The following is a 15,093-nucleotide window of genomic DNA, read 5'->3' on the forward strand; positions in this document are numbered from 1 at the left end:
GCCTGGAGGGGAGCGTCGCGAGGGTCGTCGTCGGAGCCAGCCCGAGCCAGTCGCGCATCGACTCGGGGTCAGGCTCCCGTGACCACCCTTGGTCGGACCAGCGGGCGTCGAAGCTGTGCGGTTCGGTAGGGCGACGATCCGCCCGGGCCGTGTCGAGCGGTCCGGGCGAGGCGCGGTGCAGCGATCGGGTGTTGTCCATCGCCTTCGGTCCTACCAACCGCCGTCGGCGCTCACAACGGCTGAACGGAAGCCTTGTAGGAGCATTAACCCTGTCTTGAGAGTGGCGGCCCCCCCTCGGGAGGGGTGCTCAGGCGCAAGCCCAGACCGGGGACGGTGTGCAAGTAGTACGGCGAGGCCGGCGACTCGCCCAGTTTCCGGCGCAGCCGGGAGACGTGCACGTCGATGGTGCGGTCGTCGGAGCCGACGGGGCGTTGCCAGACCCGGGTCAACAGCTCACGTCTGGTCACCACCGTGTCCGGACGCCGCATCAGGTAACCGAGCAGATCGAATTCCCGGGGCGTCAGGTCGAGCGGCCGGCCGTCCAAGGTGACCTCGCGTAGCGTCCGATCGAGGATCAGGCCGCCGAAGGTGATCACCGGATACGAGTCGACGCCTTTTCCGGACTGCGTCCGCCGTGCGGTCGGCAGAGCGGAGAACTGGGCCGTCGTCGCCCGGACGGTCGCCCAGACGATCTTGCCGTCCGCGACCGCACGCATGCCCCACGCAGTGGCGGCTGCCGCAACCCGCTGAAGCCCAGCTGAAGCCCATGAGCGTGCTGCTGTTCCCAATCCCGGATCGAAATGGTCGGGCGCAAGACGGGCATCCGGACGCTGTGGTCGTGTACGCGGATTCGGAGGAGGTCCGATTGCAGCGAGACGGTGAGTTCCGCGCCGTCCCCGGCGTGGGCGATCGCGTTGGCGACCAGCTCGGTCGTGATGCGCCGAGCGGCGTCCTGGAGCCAGGGCACGTCCCAGTTCAAGCAGGCCGCGCCAGCCTGATTGCGGGCGTAGTTGACGGTTTCGGGATGCGGCTCCAGCGCGAGATGGAGCCAACGGTGGGGCGTGATCCTGGTGGCGACGAACCGAGCCGCGGCGACGGTGGGAGAAGTGGTCAGACGCCGGCCGACCGGGGTGCGAGCCAGCTCGTCTTCCGGCAGCACCACGACCAGAAGGACGCCGTGGCGAGCAACCCAGCGTTGCTCGGTGGCGAGCGCGACCGGCATCAGCGCATCGGCCGTCGGCGTCACGCCGGTGACGTCGACGACGATCGCGGCGGGGTCGTCTGCGAGGCATTTGCGAATCAGCCGCCGTAGGTCGGCGTGGCCGGCGCGGTCGTAGTCACCGGTCAGCGTCGCCAGCCAGACGCCCTCCTGCCAGTCGTGCTCGATGGACGAGGTGAGCACGGTTCCAACGTTACGCTCCACGGCCATCGCGGGAGCGTCTGGACGGACTATGTCTTGTCGGGCCTCCGGGACGGCAGGCCACCTGCACCGAATCACCTCGTTTGGGGCTTGCGGGGACGGATGGTCCCATGGGGGTCGCCAGTCACCGGACGTCGGCGATTTCGGCGATCGAGACCTCGTGCGTGGCTAGGAACGGCCATACTTGCCGGACACGAATCCGGTCCGGCGAGTTCTTCGCCGACACCCAGTACTCGTTCGTTCCGGTGATCCGGGTGATCAGCGGATCGGTCCAGCCGTAAACCTGCCTCGCGTACGCGGCGACGACCGAACTGCGCCACGGCATATGACCCTCGTCGAACGCCGATTGCACCGCCTTGGCCTGGGCCAGGCTGGTGTCCGGCCACATCCGCCACAGTGGCTGGTGCGCGACGTCGATCACAAGCCGGTCCGGCGACGCCAGCCTCGTGACGGTGAATCCGGCGACCCGGTCGAGGCCCACCCCGAAGCTGAGCACGTTCTCGTAATCCCCGGAGATCGTGATCTGCTTCAAGGTCGCGTACGCCGGCGTCGCGCTGTCGGGACCACTGAAGTGCGGACTCTGGCCGCCCCAGCGGGCGTACGCGTCATGGACGGTCACCTGAAGGAACGCGTTGCCCGTCAGCGGTACGGTCGCATCCGAGGGATCGGCGTGCACGACCGGCACGTACGCCACCCGTACCGAACCGAAATGTCCGGTGAAATCGAAGACTACACGGTCGTAGGTTTCGTGCCGGCCGGTCCGGACGGCGGTCAGCGCAGGCGCCTTCGTCGGGGTCGAAGCGGTGAGAGTCCGGATGTCCAACGGCCATACCGGCCCGCTTGGGGCTGTGGTCGCCGTGCTGGGTGTGGGGGTCGGCGAGATCGAGGGACTCGCCGTGGCCGTTTGCGATGCCGTTGGACTGGGCGACGGCGTGCCATCCGCTCCGGTTTGGTGGCGTGCGCATGCCGCTGCGAAGAAAGTAAGACTGAAGCTCGCGACGACGATCAGCAGTCGCGAGCGTGACGATGTGTTCATCGAGTTTCGCCTCCTGGCCGCGCGGACACGCGGCTCCACCTTCGACGGTCCGCTTTCCGGTGCCGGCTCGGCAGGGGCGAACGTACTCATGGAGGAGAGTCGATCGGCATCACTTCGGTGCTCGTCGGCCTGCTCGGGTGGCTCGGCCGGCTCGGATAGCGAGGCGGGTACTGGGCGGGACCTTATGCCCTGGTCCGGCTTGGCATGGCGGGTCAGGGTGGAAATGGGGTTCTGTGACAGGAGGTGAGACCCATGGTCGTCATGGGAACTCGTCATCCCGCCCGGTCGCGGTGGAAGGTCTGGAACGCCTTCACCGTCTGGATCCTGCATTCGCCGAGGCTCCACCGGCTCGCCGATCGTCAGGTGTGCGAGCTGCGCTTCCGAGCTCGGCGTAGCCGTAGGGAGATCGCGCTGCCGGTCATGTACGCCCAGCACGGCGACACCCTGGTCATCCTCGTCGGCCGGCCGGATGCCAAGCGGTGGTGGCGAAACTTCCGGCAACCGCATCGGACGGAGGTGCTTCTGCGGGGCGTCGTGCGTACCGGAACGGGCCGAATCGTCGGTGTCGATGCACCGCAACGGAGCGACGCCGCCCGCATCTACGCTTCGCGGTTTCCGGATCTCGCCGTCGAAGACGACCCGCTGGTGGTCATCGACCTAGATCCGGCCACATCATGAGCCCGGAGGGTCACGTCCGACCGATGTGACGCCTTCGTCGCGAAAGACGGGGCCCCACGGCGGACCGTCGAAGGACTTTGGGCCCTGCTGCTCGGCTTGTCGCGTGTGGCTCACTGGGACCGGCGGTCATTCCGCCGGAAGCCGGCAGAGAACGGCGGTGGCCTGATGCTGTACGTATTGTTGATCTTCGCAATGGTGTACCTCATCGCCTTCGCCTTGACGAGTGCGATCGGGCGGGTATATCGAGTGCCGGCCCGCGATGACACGCCGGTTGAGGCCCCGCCGATCAGTGAGGACGAGGCCGCCGAACTCGCCGAGGGGCTGCTCACTCGCCGGCTGCTCGACGGAGCGTTGACGCAAGGAATGTATCGGCACGCGTTGGAGAGGCTGGCATCGCGGGATGAGGCCCGACACCCGTTGCGCATGTAGCAGCCGGGCGGACTCCGCAGCCCGCCCGGCCCATGGTGCGCCATCACGGTGTTCTGGTCGGTGTTCTAGTCAGGGCATGTTCGGAGGGCTGCCGCGAGGCGGTTCGCGGCCGGACCGCGCGCATCAACCGCGCGCTCACGACGGCCAACGCGATGATGAGAACGCCCGTGATCGCCAGCGTGGCGGGAACGCCGAGCTGGTCGCCGAAGTAGCGGATCACCACGGCGGTGACATAGCCGAAGGTCGCCAATGTCCCCAGCCCGAGGAAGAGCGGGTTGCGGGTGGGTACGCTCAACGCCATGACCGCCGCCGAGCTAGTGATCGCGACGGCATACAGCCAACCGTGGTCGGCGACTCCGATGCTGGGCGCCGTCAGCGCAAGCACTGTTCCCAGCGGTAGCCCGGTCCAGAGCGGCTCGATGACGTGCCGCCACGCGAGCACGGCCCATCCGGTGCCGAACGCCCACAACGCCAAGACGAACGATGGCGACGGAGGAGTGTCGCCGACCGCGACGAGGTTCACGCCGACGATGGTCACGACGAACGCGGTGAACAGGGCGGCATTCTGCAGCGCGGCGCGATGGATCAACCAGAGGACGGCCGCGTACGCCGAGGTCGCCAGTCCTACCGAGAGCGTTGTGGTTTCCGCCGTCCAGCCGGCGACCTGATATGCGGCGAATCCGACCGCGCCGGCGACTCCGGCTGTCGAGAGCAGCCAGACCACGCCGATTACGCGCTGCACAGCGGGCTCGCGTACCCGCCTGACAAGCAGTCCGATGATGAGGAAGAACAACGCCGCTCCGGTGAAGACGGCGACGTGACCCCAGTCGGTCATGTCGTCCCAGCGTTGGCCGACCGCGGTGATCGCGCCGGCGAGCACCAGGATGGACCCGACGTAGGCCATAGCCTCGGTGATCAACGAGATGCGCCGTCCGCCGGTGGATGCGGATGACCCTGGCGTGGCGGAGCGATCACGACGTCGCTGCGCCCAGTAGTAGAAACCGCCAATGATCAGCGCGACGACGATTACCGGCGGCAGAAGTCCCAGCATGGCAACCTCCTTGGTATTGCGGGGTTTCAGTTCGCGGCGAAACGCTCGACGACCTCGGTTGTCGCCTGAGACTGCGGATGCGGCGCGGGGACGACCACGACCGGTCGGAGGGAGCGGCGGACGCAGAACTCGGCGACCGAACCCAGCACCGCTGAATGCAGGCGACCTCGCCCGTGACTGCCGACGACGAGAAGGTCCGCGTCGGCGGCCGCCTCGCTCAGCTTGCGGCCCGGTGAGCCCAAAACGGCCTCGGCTGCGATGGCCACGTCCGGGAACTCTTGCCGCACATCTGCGACTGCGGCATTGACGATGTCCTCGGCCCGCCGCCGCTCGCCATCGGGCCCGAGCCCCGCCAACAACGCGGCCTCGGTTCCGGCCCAGTCGTAGACAGACATCGCCTGCACGGTTCCGTGATGTACGCGCGCCTGCTCTGCGGCCCAGTGAAGAGCTCGAGCGCCGCTGGGTGAGCCGTCGACGCCGACGACGATGCGGTACGTCTTCATGACAAGCCTCCTCGGCGTGCCGCGATCACTCGCGGACGATCATCAGCGGGCAGTCGGTGTGACGCATGAGGTGCAACCCGACGGAGCCCAGGAGCAGACCGGTGAAACCGCCGCGCCCGCGGTGACCGACGACCACGAGCTGGGCGCGCTCGGCCGCGGCGATCAAGGCTGAACCGGCTGACCCGGCGACCAGACGCAGACCGACCGAGACATCCGGATACTGCTTCGCCAGTGGGTCGACCCGGCTGTGCATGACTTCTCGTTCGGCACTCTCGATCTCGGCGATCTCCTCAGCCCGCCACGGTTCGCTCGTGCGCGGACGCGGCAACGGCGGGCGCCATGCGTGCACCACCGTCAACGGAGCCCGGCGTACGGCTGCCTCGACGAGGGCCCGTTTGACGGCCGACAGTGCGTGGGCCGACTCGTCGAATCCGGCCACCACCGGCAGCGAAAGGCCTTCCGGCAATCGCCGGATCAAGACGACCGAACACGCGGCATGCGTGGCGACGGCGACGGCGACCGAGCCCGCGAGCATGCCGGTGAAGCCGCCGAGCCCACGGGATCCGAGAACGATCAGACCCGACTCCGCCGATAGTTCACGCAGAACCGTGATCGGATCGCCGACGATCACCTCGGCGGTGATGGACAGCCGCGGACTGCGTTCCACCGTCTCCGCCCGAGCCAGCTCGACCATGCGAGTCGCCGGATCGATCAACTCAACCTGCCATGCCGCCGGGTCGTAAGGCGGCGGCAGAACGTGGACCAACCGCACCGGATCGCCGGTACGCAACGACTCGTCGGCCGCCCAGCGGAGCGCCCGATCGGCGTACGCGGATCCGTCGTAGCCCACCACGATTGCTTGATGGACATTCGTCTCCATGGTCTTACCTTCGCTGCCGCACTGTGCGCCAGGTAGGGCCGATGGTGCCTCCCGTCAGGGCTTTGTACCTGGGCCGGTGCCGGATCAGCCGACGGGACGAAGGTCCGCGCAGGACATGCCGCAAGGCCGTGGACGAAGCGATGAGCATCGGCGATCCTAGATGTAGGCACCCGCCGACGAAGAAGGCGACAGTGGCCACAACGGACCGAGATCAGCAGTCGACCTGCAAGATCCACCATCATCAAGATGGGATAGCCGTCGGACACACTGCTCGTCTTCACCGCGCCGACGGGTGCCTTCGCCGTGGCTTGCCGAAGCAGCGAACGGCGGCCGTCGCGGCCGCCGTTCGCGTCAGTCTTCGCGGTCTCACCCAGCGATCGGGCCGGTCGCCCGCAGTAGTCCGAGGACATTGCCGCTCGGGTCGGCGAACATCGCGAACGAAGCGGTCGGATTGATCTCGGTGGGCGTCACGATCGTGTGCCCACCGAGCTCGGAGATCTCGGCGAGCTTCGCGTCGAGATCATCCACCTGGGTGTAGATCGTCACGTACGACGGCATGCCGGCGCGCGTCTGCATGATGCCCCCGCCCAGGCCGTTCTCGGCCGCCGGGACCATGGTGTATTCGGGCCCGGCGTCGGTCATCGTCCAGCCGAAGGCCTTCGCGTAGAACTCTCGTGCGGCCGCTGCGTCGTCGGTGCCGATCTCCCAATGCACGACTGGATGCGCCATGACGGCCTCCTTCCTCTGTTCGGCGCTTCGGCGGTGGACCGAAGCCTCCTCTCACTGAGCGTTGTCCGGCCATGCTCAGCGCACCAGAGATCTGGTCCTCCTTCGCGGGGACGTTGGTCCCGCCCGCGCTGTCAGCTGCTGTCCGGTTTGGGACGTCCGATCCGGCGAATACGGGCCGGCCGGTACAGCGGACACGGGACCTCAGCGCCTAGGACGCCCGACGAGGACGGCGTGGAATTGCAGGTAAGCGTTCAAAGAGCTGCCGGAGGAAATCATGTTCACCCAGATCACAACCCAAGTCATGACGATGACACGCGAAGAGGCGACAACCACCATGGCGAAGGCGCCGGCGAGCGGGCCGGCCACCCAGCCCGGCTGCTGCCCCGACCGTCGCCGCGCGCGTCGGTCCACCGGCCGATCGGCGCGGTGGATGCGCTGTCCGAGGCGTTAGGTAGGAGGAGACCATGACGATCTTCGTGCAAGCCCCGGAAGCGGCCCCCAAGGTGGAGGACGAGCAGTCGCCCATCCACCAGTCGGCTGCCGAGATGGCCGCGTACGCCTATTTCGTGGCGGTCCGCGCGACAACACAATTCGTCAACGCGCTGCCAGGTACGCCGACCAAGGCGGACCTCGCGCAGTACACGAGCCTGCTCGAGCGGGAGAACATCGCCTGGCAACGGCGGCGCGAGGCGTTCGCCGCCCTCGGCCTGCATCACGAGCCGGAATCGGTCTACGAAGAAGGCGCGTGACCTTCTGCCCTGTCGTGACGGCCGGTAGCCTCGTGACACCCGGTGTCTCAGGGGATGAGCTGAAGGCATGACCGGCAACGTCGCGGTGCTCGCGGTGCTCCGAAGCCCGCTCCACACATTTCTAGACAGTCGCCTCTGCGCCCTGCGCTACCTCGGACCGCAGACCGGACGGCTCCACACGTTCCCCGTTCAGTACGTCACCGAAGGCGAAGGCGCGGTTCTTGTGGCCGCCGGACATGCCGACCGCAAGTCTTGGTGGCGGATCATGGGTTCACCCTGGCCGGTGCAACTGCTGTTGGACGGGCGTTGGCACGACGGTGTCGCGCAGCTGGTGACGGGTGCACAGGCAGCCGCCGCTCGCGCGGCGTACCGGCGGGTGTTCCGGCGTACGCCGGATGGCGTCCCGGTGGTCAGAATCGTCTTCGTGGTGGGCGCCGCGCCGCGTCTCACCGAGTCGGCCGCGGATACGACGCCAGCGTACGCAGATAGTTAGCCCGCTCGTACGCCGTCGGATCGGCCGTACCTGGGCGGCTGACGCTGCCGCGGGCCTGGCCGACGGTCTGAAAGTCCTGCTGGATCAGCCACGCCTCGAGCTCGGATTCGATCCGGGCGAGATAACGCGGCCCGTGCCGGAGGAGGACCGAGGCCATCATGACCGCGTCGGCACCGGCCAGGATCGCCTTCGCCGCGTCGAAGCCGCTGTGCACCCCCGTCGTGGCGGCGAGTCCCACGCCGGGCAGTTGAGCCCGGATGATCGCGAGCCAGCGCAACGGCAGGCGAAGCTCGGCCGGCTGCGACAACTCGATCTTCGGGCGCACTTCTCGGGTGCTGAGGTCGATGTCGGGCTGGTAGAAGCGGTTGAACAGCACGACCGCGTCCGCCCCGGCGGTGGCGGCCCGGCGGGCGAAGTGGGCGGTCGCGGAGAAGAACGGGCTGAGCTTGACCGCCAGTGGCACGTCGACCCGGCTGCGGACCAGCTCGATCACCTTCAGATAGTCCTCCTCGACCTGTACGCCGGACCGATGCGCGTCAGCGGCGACCGCGTACAGGTTGAGCTCGATCGCGTCGGCTCCGGCGTCGGCCAGCGTCTCGGCGTACCGGGTCCAGCCGCCGGGGGTGACGCCGTTGACGCTGGCGATGACCGGCACGTGCACGGCGTCCTTCGCCGCGCCGAGCAGTTTGACGTGCCCGTGCACCCCGGAGTCGCCGAAGTCGAAGTCGGGGAAGAACCCGGAGGCTTCGGCGAAGGAGTCGGTGTGGGTGTCGAGGAGATGGTGCAGGCGCCAGGCTTCGGCCTCCACCTCCTCTTCGAACAGCGACGGGAGGACGACGGCGGACGCGCCCGCCTCCACGAGTTCGATCAGCGTGTCGATGCGACCGGTGAGCGGTGAGGCGGAGGCGATCAACGGCGTACGCAGTCGCAGTCCCAAGTACATGGTGGTCAAGTCGGTCATCACGGCTCCCCGGTGGTCGGCAGCGACCGTTCCTCGGCCGCCAGCTGTTCGTAGTAGTGCCACCGCTCGTCGACGTCGGCCTGGGCCAGCCGCATCAAGTGATCGGCCCGATCAGGGTCGCTTCGTTCGAGCATGCTGAACCGCGCCTCGTCGCGGGTGAAGTCGACCAGCGGCATCGTGGGCCGCTTCGCGTCCAGCTGGAAGGGACGAGCACCCTCGGCCGGGCTGGGGTGGTATCGGTAAAGCGGCCAATAGCCGCTGGCCACGGCGGTCTTCTGGTGACTCATCGAGGTGGCCATGTCGATGCCGTGCGCGATGCAGGTGCTGTAGGCGATGACGAGCGAGGGCCCCGGCCAGGCCTCGGCTTCGCGCAGCGCGCGTACCGTCTGCATCTGGTTGGCTCCCAAGGCGATCTGGGCGACGTAGACGTCGCCGTACGCGCGGGCGATCGCGCCGAGGTCCTTCTTCGGGGTGGCTTTGCCGGAGGACGCGAACTTGGCGGCCGCTCCACGGGGAGTCGCCTTGGACGCCTGGCCACCGGTGTTCGAGTAGACCTCGGTGTCGAGCACCAGCAGGTTGACGTCGCGCCCGCTGCCCAGCACATGATCCAGGCCGCCGAAGCCGATGTCGTACGCCCAGCCGTCTCCGCCGACGATCCAGAACGTCTTGCGTACCAAGGCGTCAGCGAGTTCGAGCAGCCGCTGGACGTCGTCGCCGGGCTCGCGCGCCGCCAGCCGGTCCCGCACCTGCGTGACGCGTTCGCGCTGGGCCGCGAGGCCGGCCTCGGTCGTCTGGTCGGCGTCGAGGATCGCCCGGACGAGGTCCGCGCCCACGGTGGGCGTGAGCTGAGCCAGCAGCCGGTGCGCCTCGTCGACCTGCTGTTCGTAGCCCAGCCGCAGGCCGAGGCCGAACTCGGCGTTGTCCTCGAAGAGCGAGTTGGCCCAGGCCGGGCCGCGTCCAGCTTGGTCGCGCGCCCACGGCGTGGTGGGCAGGTTCCCGCCGTAGATCGAGGAGCAGCCGGTGGCGTTGGCGACGATCAGCCGGTCGCCGAACAGCTGCGTCAGCAGCTTGAGGTAGGGCGTCTCGCCGCATCCGGCGCACGCGCCGGAGAACTCCAGCAACGGCTGGAGCAGCTGAGATCCCTTGACCGTGTCGGATCGCACGGCGGCCCGGTCCACCTCGGGAATCCGCTCGAAGAACTCCCAGGCCGGGCGTTCGCGGTCCCGATGCTCCAGCGCGGACGCGAGGTTGATCGATTTGTGGGAGGAGTCCGACTTGCTGATCGCCGGACAGACGTCGACGCAGATCCCGCAACCGGTGCAGTCGTCCGGCGCGACTTGCACCGTCAGCAGGGAACCCTTGAGCTCAGGCCCGCTGAAGTTCTTGTGCGGGAAGCCCTCGGGAGCACCGTCCAGACCCGACGGATCGTAGACCTTCACGCGGATCGCGGCGTGCGGGCAGACGATCGCGCACTTGCCGCAGTCGATGCAGATGCTCGGGTCCCAGATCGGAATCTCCTGAGCCAGCGCGCGCTTCTCGTACCGCGCGGTCCCACTCGGAAAGGCGCCGTCGACCGGCAGCGCGCTCACCGGCAGCAGATCGCCCTCGCCGGCCAGCAGACGCCGGGTCACCCTCCGCACGAAGTTCGGCTCCAGATCCGGCTCCGGCAATGCGCCGGGTTCAGCTTCCTTCTCAACTGGTACGCACAACGGTGTGAGTTCGGCCAGCGCGCGATCGATTGCGGCCTGATTGCGTTCGACGATCGGCTCGCCGCGTTTTGCGTACTCGGTGGCGACGGCCGCCTTCAGCACGGGTGCGACCTCCTCCGCAGGAAGGATCCGGGCGAGGGCGAAGAAGCAGGACTGCATGACGGTGTTGATGCGCCCGCCCAACCCGACCTCCCGGGCGATCCGGTACGCGTCCACGACGTGACAGTCGAGGCCCTTCTCCTGAATCTGGCGTCGCACCTCGGGTGGCAGCCGTCGCCAGGTGTCCTCGGCGGGGTACGGGCTGTTCAGCAGGAAGGTAGCGCCGGGGCGGGCGACGTCGAGGACCTTCATCCGGTCCAGGAGGCTGAACTGGTGGCAGGCGACGAAGTCCGCCGTGTCCACTAGGTACGCCGATCGGATGGGGTCGGGCCCGAACCGCAGATGCGAGACGGTGACGGCGCCGGCCTTGCGGGAGTCGTAGACGAAGTACCCCTGCACGTGCTGCCCGGTATGCCGGCCGATCAGTTTGATCCCGACCTTGTTCGCGCCGACCGTTCCGTCGCTGCCGAGTCCGAAGAAGACCGCCTGGGTAGCTCGTGTCGGCACGCGGAACGACTGGTCCGGGACGATGTGCGTACCGGTGACGTCGTCGACGATGCCGACGGTGACGTGTCGCCGGGGCAAGGGCTGCGTCAGCTCGTCGAACAGGCCTCGCACCATCGGCGGAGTGAACTCCTTGCTGGCCAGCCCGTAGCGCCCCCCGATCACCTCGATGCCGGTCCGGCCGTGTTCGGCCAGCGCGGCGAGCACGTCGAGGTACAGCGGTTCGCCGGCGGACCCCGGCTCCTTGGTGCGGTCCAGCACGGCGATCCGGCGGACGGTCGACGGCAGCGCCGCGACCAGCTGCGCCGCCGGGAAGGGCCGGAAGAGGCGCAGCGTCACGACACCCGTCCGCTCGCCGATGCGATTCAGCTCCTCGACCGTCTCGGTCGCAGCCCCCACGCCGGATCCCATGAGGATCACCACCCGGTCGGCGTCGGGCGCGCCGGCGTACTCGACGAGGTCGTATCGGCGGCCGGTCAGCGAAGCCAGCTCGTCGAACACGTCGGCGACAGCGGTCGGAACCGCTTCGTAATACGGGTTGGCGGCCTCGCGGGCCTGGAAGAAGACGTCGGGATTCTGCGCCGAACCTCGCAGCGTGGGGTGGTCGGGCGACAGTCTCCGCCGTCGGTGGGCGAGCACGTCGTCCTCCCGGACAAGGTTCCGAAGATCATCCCGGCTGAGCGGGTCGATCCGGCCGATCTCATGGGAGGTGCGAAAGCCGTCGAAGAAGTGGACGAACGGCACCCGCGTACGCAGAGTGGCCGCATGGGCGACGAGCGCGAAGTCGTGGGCTTCCTGGACGGTGCCCGAGCACAGCATCGCCCAGCCGGTCGCGCGGGCCGCCATGACGTCACTGTGATCGCCGAAGATCGACAGCGCGTGTGTGGCCACGGCCCGTGCCGCCACGTGAAGCACGGCTGGGGAGAGTTCACCGGCGATTTTGAACATGTTGGGCAGCATCAGCAACAGCCCTTGCGACGCCGTGAACGATGTGCCCAAGGAACCGGACATCACCGCGCCGTGCAACGCTCCGGCCGCACCTGCCTCGGACTGCATTTCGACCACGCGGGGGACCGAGCCCCAGAGATTCGGCCGTCCGGCGGCGCTCCAGGCGTCGGCGAACTCGCCCATCGGTGAGGCGGGGGTGATCGGATAGATGGCGACGACCTCGGAGAGCGCGTACGCGATTCGCGCGGCCGCCTCGTTGCCGTCGACGAGCGCATACTCATCGTCCATTCTTCGACGCTAGGTCCGGCCGGGCCACAGTCGTAGAGCCGGAACGCACCGGTGGCAAGGGTCTTTCGGCCCGCACCAGCCCACCACCCCGGGCCACCGTCACGGATCCAGTGTGGTCAGCGCTCGCGGGTCGCCGCGGCCGGGGTGTTCTGCCACACGGCTTTCGCGCCGGAGTCTCCGATCCGATAGACCTGGACGAGGTTCGCGATGGCGATGGCGATGGCCAGCACGGCGAAGGTCGCCGCCGCGGCTTTGCCGGCAGCCGGGCGTGCGACCGCATCGTCGGATGTGGACTGACGGCGGCGGCTCGTCCAGTACAACGCGATGGCGATCGCCAGCAGGGGCAGGGCGAACCAGATCAACGAGTCGCCGAGTTCGGCGTGTACGCCGGGCCGGCCGACCTGGCGCTCGAGGTTTTCGCCGCTCTCGGTGGCCAGCGGGATGGTGAGGCTCGCCCCGAGTGTCACGAGGGCGACCAGGCCGGCGTACTTGCTTCGCCAGGCGGGCCGGGCTGCTACGGCGATGACGCCGAGGGCGGCCAGCGGCAGCAAGACGACGACGGCGTGTACGACGAGCGGATGCAGCGGCAGCCCGTTGACGGTCTCCGGCACGGCGGAACCTCCCTATGTCGGTTACCGCCGATCCTGGCCGTGAATCTTTGGAGTTCTCTTGGACGCCGCCTCAGGGCACAGGCTTTGCCAGCGGGATCCGCAGGGTCAGTGTCGCGCCGTCGCCGAGGTTCGCGGCGCCGACCGAGCCGCCGTGCCGGTCCGCGATCTCCGCGACGAGTGCGAGGCCCAGCCCATAGCGACGTTCTCTCGCCTCACCGGAGGAGGCGAATCGGTCGAAGATCCGCTCGGTCATCGTCGGGTCGATTCCCGGACCGTCGTCGCTCACCTCGACGATCGCGTCACGGCCGTCGGTGCCGGTCGTCACGAGGACGCGACTTCGCGCATGGCGTACCGCATTGTCGATGAGCGAGGCCAGCGCCCGATGAAGACCGCCTGCGGTGCCACGGACGGGAACTACCTGGTTCGGTGATCGGTGCTCGATGACGACTGCCTCGCGAGCGTCGGCCCGCGCGGCCTCGCACGCCCGCAGCACTGGTTCCCGCAGGTCTAGCAGTCGAGTCGGAGTGTCGCCGCGAGGGTCGGCGGCGACGAGCAGATCGTCGAGGATGTCGGCGAGCCGGCTGCTGTCGTCGACCAGGGCGTCGAGGTCCGCATCGGCCCGGGGATCGAGATCCGCCCCGGTCCTCATGCGCCGCCGAAGCAACTGCGCCCGCGTATGCAGCAAGGTGAGCGGAGTGCGCAGCTCATGGCCGGCGTCGGCGACGAACCTGCGCTGGAGTGCGGCAGCGGTGGCCAAAGGCTGGACGGCCCGATGCCCGAGCCAGGCCCCGCCCGCGGCAGCCAGAATCAGCGCCAGCACGCCGCACAGCAGGAGCGCGTCGAGCAGCGTACGCCGCTCGGTGTGGTCGGTGCTCAAATCGAGTGCGGCCTGCCGGACGGTGGTGCCGTCTCGTTCGGTGAGAACCCGGTACTCGACTCCACCCACGTGCAGGTCGTCGAAGCCGCGTCCGGCGGCGGTCAGCGCGGCCTGCGCCGGGAGGTCGGGAAGTCCGGGAGGCAAGCCGGGTGTCGCCGACCGCCCGCCAGGTGTGTCGATGACGACCCATACGCCGTTCGGCGGATCGGCGACGTCTTCGGCCCGGGTCAGCGCACTGGTGAGCAGCTGGTCGGCCGCGGCGTGCTGGGCGCGTACCACCACGAGGGTGGCGACACCGGCCAGCAATGCGACGATCACTGCGACCGTCGCGGCGGCTTGCAGTCCTAGCCGTACTGCGGTGCGGCGGAGTAGTGCCCGTTCTCGGCCGCTCACGCGCGGCCGAGCCGGTAGCCGCGTCCGCGGACTGTAGTGATGACCTCCGGTCCCAGCTTTCGGCGGAGGTAGTGCACGTAGGTGTCGACCGCCACGTCGCTCTCGGCGTCGACGAAGACGGCGGAGCGCAGCTCAGCTCGGCTGACGACCCGCGACGGCCGGGTGGCCAGGTACGCCAGAAGCGAGCTTTCCCGGTCGGACAGCCGCACCGGGTCGCCGGGCGACGAGGAGCAGACCTCCCGGCTGTCGAGATTCAGCCGCCGATCGCCGATGCGCACGATTCGGGCCTTCTCGAGGTGCCTGCGCCGTAGCGCCCGCAGCCGTGCCAGCAACTCGTCGATGTCGAACGGCTTGGCCAGGTAGTCCTCGGCCCCGGCGTCGAGGCCCTCCACCCGGTCGGCTGGATTGCCCAACGCTGACAAGACCAGAACCGGGCAGGTGACGCCGTTGTGGCGCAGCCGGGCGAGGAGATCCAGGCCCTCCAGCGCGGGCAGCCCGCGATCCAGGATCAGAACGTCATAGGCGTACGTCAGTCCGAGGTGAAGCCCACGTTGCCCGTCGAGGGCGACCTCCACCGCGTAGCCTTCGTCGGTCAGGAGCTCCGCAAGCATGGCAGCCAGGCGAGAGTCGTCTTCGACGATGAGGACCGAGGGTGCGGGCGTGGAGTGCACGACATCCATGATGCCTCGCCTTCGAGCCGGCACCCTTGGGACCTTCGGCACTGTGCAGGCCTCG

Annotated in this window: 16 protein-coding genes; 4 read left to right on the plus strand and 12 right to left on the minus strand. The window is 68.5% G+C overall.

The genetic code is table 11. The features are described from left to right. Positions 1 to 263: 263 nt before the first annotated feature. The 3 genes from HOV77_RS06760 to HOV77_RS06770 all read right to left on the minus strand — a co-directional run bounded on the left by HOV77_RS06760 (position 264) and on the right by HOV77_RS06770 (position 2,243). On the minus strand, positions 264 to 596 hold the full coding sequence (locus tag HOV77_RS06760; protein WP_290859065.1) for a winged helix-turn-helix domain-containing protein: 333 nt from the start codon (positions 594 to 596) through the stop codon (positions 264 to 266). After that, the gene (locus HOV77_RS06765) at positions 593 to 1,402 is read right to left on the minus strand and encodes a hypothetical protein (RefSeq protein WP_290859067.1); all 810 of its coding nucleotides are present in this window, start codon (positions 1,400 to 1,402) and stop codon (positions 593 to 595) included. Before HOV77_RS06765 ends, HOV77_RS06760 begins: the two co-directional genes overlap by 4 nt. A 142-nt stretch (positions 1,403 to 1,544) precedes the next feature. Further along, complete coding sequence (locus HOV77_RS06770; RefSeq protein WP_290859073.1) at positions 1,545 to 2,243, minus strand: hypothetical protein; 699 nt, start codon at positions 2,241 to 2,243, stop codon at positions 1,545 to 1,547. Between the two features lie 465 nt (positions 2,244 to 2,708). On the opposite strand from HOV77_RS06770, the gene HOV77_RS06775 reads away from it, so the two are divergent. Further along, positions 2,709 to 3,134 carry a hypothetical protein gene (locus tag HOV77_RS06775; RefSeq protein WP_290859078.1) on the plus strand — a complete coding sequence of 142 codons (426 nt, stop codon included), beginning with the start codon at positions 2,709 to 2,711 and terminating at the stop codon, positions 3,132 to 3,134. A 165-nt stretch (positions 3,135 to 3,299) separates the two neighbouring features. Continuing rightward, positions 3,300 to 3,563 (plus strand): hypothetical protein, encoded by a 264-nt coding sequence (locus tag HOV77_RS06780; protein ID WP_290859080.1) that lies wholly within the window; start codon positions 3,300 to 3,302, stop codon positions 3,561 to 3,563. 43 nt (positions 3,564 to 3,606) lie between these two features. On the opposite strand, the gene HOV77_RS06785 is transcribed toward HOV77_RS06780, so the two are convergent. The 4 genes from HOV77_RS06785 to HOV77_RS06800 form a co-directional block, all read right to left on the minus strand. Further along, entirely contained in the window at positions 3,607 to 4,614 is a 1,008-nt protein-coding gene (locus tag HOV77_RS06785) for a hypothetical protein (RefSeq protein ID WP_290859082.1), read from the minus strand. Between the two features lie 26 nt (positions 4,615 to 4,640). Then, entirely contained in the window at positions 4,641 to 5,117 is a 477-nt protein-coding gene (locus tag HOV77_RS06790) for a universal stress protein (RefSeq protein ID WP_290859084.1), read from the minus strand. 25 nt (positions 5,118 to 5,142) lie between these two features. Next, a complete protein-coding gene (locus HOV77_RS06795; protein WP_290859086.1) occupies positions 5,143 to 5,997 on the minus strand; it encodes a universal stress protein in 855 nt (284 codons plus the stop codon). Between the two features lie 366 nt (positions 5,998 to 6,363). Continuing rightward, positions 6,364 to 6,726, minus strand: coding sequence for a VOC family protein (locus HOV77_RS06800; protein ID WP_290859088.1), 363 nt, complete (start codon positions 6,724 to 6,726; stop codon positions 6,364 to 6,366). Positions 6,727 to 7,190: 464 nt separating this feature from the next. Here HOV77_RS06800 and HOV77_RS06805 point away from each other — a divergent pair, with 464 nt between their 5' ends. Together HOV77_RS06805 and HOV77_RS06810 are read left to right on the plus strand one after the other, a co-directional pair. After that, positions 7,191 to 7,475, plus strand: a complete 285-nt coding sequence (locus HOV77_RS06805; protein WP_290859089.1) for a hypothetical protein — start codon at positions 7,191 to 7,193, stop codon at positions 7,473 to 7,475. Positions 7,476 to 7,542: 67 nt separating this feature from the next. After that, positions 7,543 to 7,968, plus strand: a complete 426-nt coding sequence (locus tag HOV77_RS06810) for a nitroreductase/quinone reductase family protein (RefSeq protein WP_290859091.1) — start codon at positions 7,543 to 7,545, stop codon at positions 7,966 to 7,968. Here HOV77_RS06810 and HOV77_RS06815 read toward each other — a convergent pair. The 5 genes from HOV77_RS06815 to HOV77_RS06835 all read right to left on the minus strand — a co-directional run bounded on the left by HOV77_RS06815 (position 7,922) and on the right by HOV77_RS06835 (position 15,029). After that, positions 7,922 to 8,929 (minus strand): dihydroorotate dehydrogenase-like protein, encoded by a 1,008-nt coding sequence (locus HOV77_RS06815; protein ID WP_290859092.1) that lies wholly within the window; start codon positions 8,927 to 8,929, stop codon positions 7,922 to 7,924. The genes HOV77_RS06810 and HOV77_RS06815 overlap by 47 nt on opposite strands. Then, complete coding sequence (gene nifJ, locus HOV77_RS06820) at positions 8,929 to 12,477, minus strand: pyruvate:ferredoxin (flavodoxin) oxidoreductase (protein WP_290859093.1); 3,549 nt, start codon at positions 12,475 to 12,477, stop codon at positions 8,929 to 8,931. The genes HOV77_RS06815 and nifJ overlap by 1 nt, the downstream gene beginning before the upstream one ends. Before the next feature lie 116 nt (positions 12,478 to 12,593). Next, positions 12,594 to 13,088, minus strand: a complete 495-nt coding sequence (locus tag HOV77_RS06825; RefSeq protein WP_290859094.1) for a DUF2231 domain-containing protein — start codon at positions 13,086 to 13,088, stop codon at positions 12,594 to 12,596. Positions 13,089 to 13,158: 70 nt separating this feature from the next. After that, a complete protein-coding gene (locus HOV77_RS06830) occupies positions 13,159 to 14,358 on the minus strand; it encodes a HAMP domain-containing sensor histidine kinase (protein ID WP_290859095.1) in 1,200 nt (399 codons plus the stop codon). Beyond that, the gene (locus tag HOV77_RS06835; protein ID WP_290859096.1) at positions 14,355 to 15,029 is read right to left on the minus strand and encodes a response regulator transcription factor; all 675 of its coding nucleotides are present in this window, start codon (positions 15,027 to 15,029) and stop codon (positions 14,355 to 14,357) included. The genes HOV77_RS06830 and HOV77_RS06835 overlap by 4 nt, the downstream gene beginning before the upstream one ends. Between the last annotated feature and the right edge of the window lie 64 nt (positions 15,030 to 15,093).

This window comes from Hamadaea sp., from assembly GCF_013362815.1.
Classification (GTDB): domain Bacteria; phylum Actinomycetota; class Actinomycetes; order Mycobacteriales; family Micromonosporaceae; genus Hamadaea.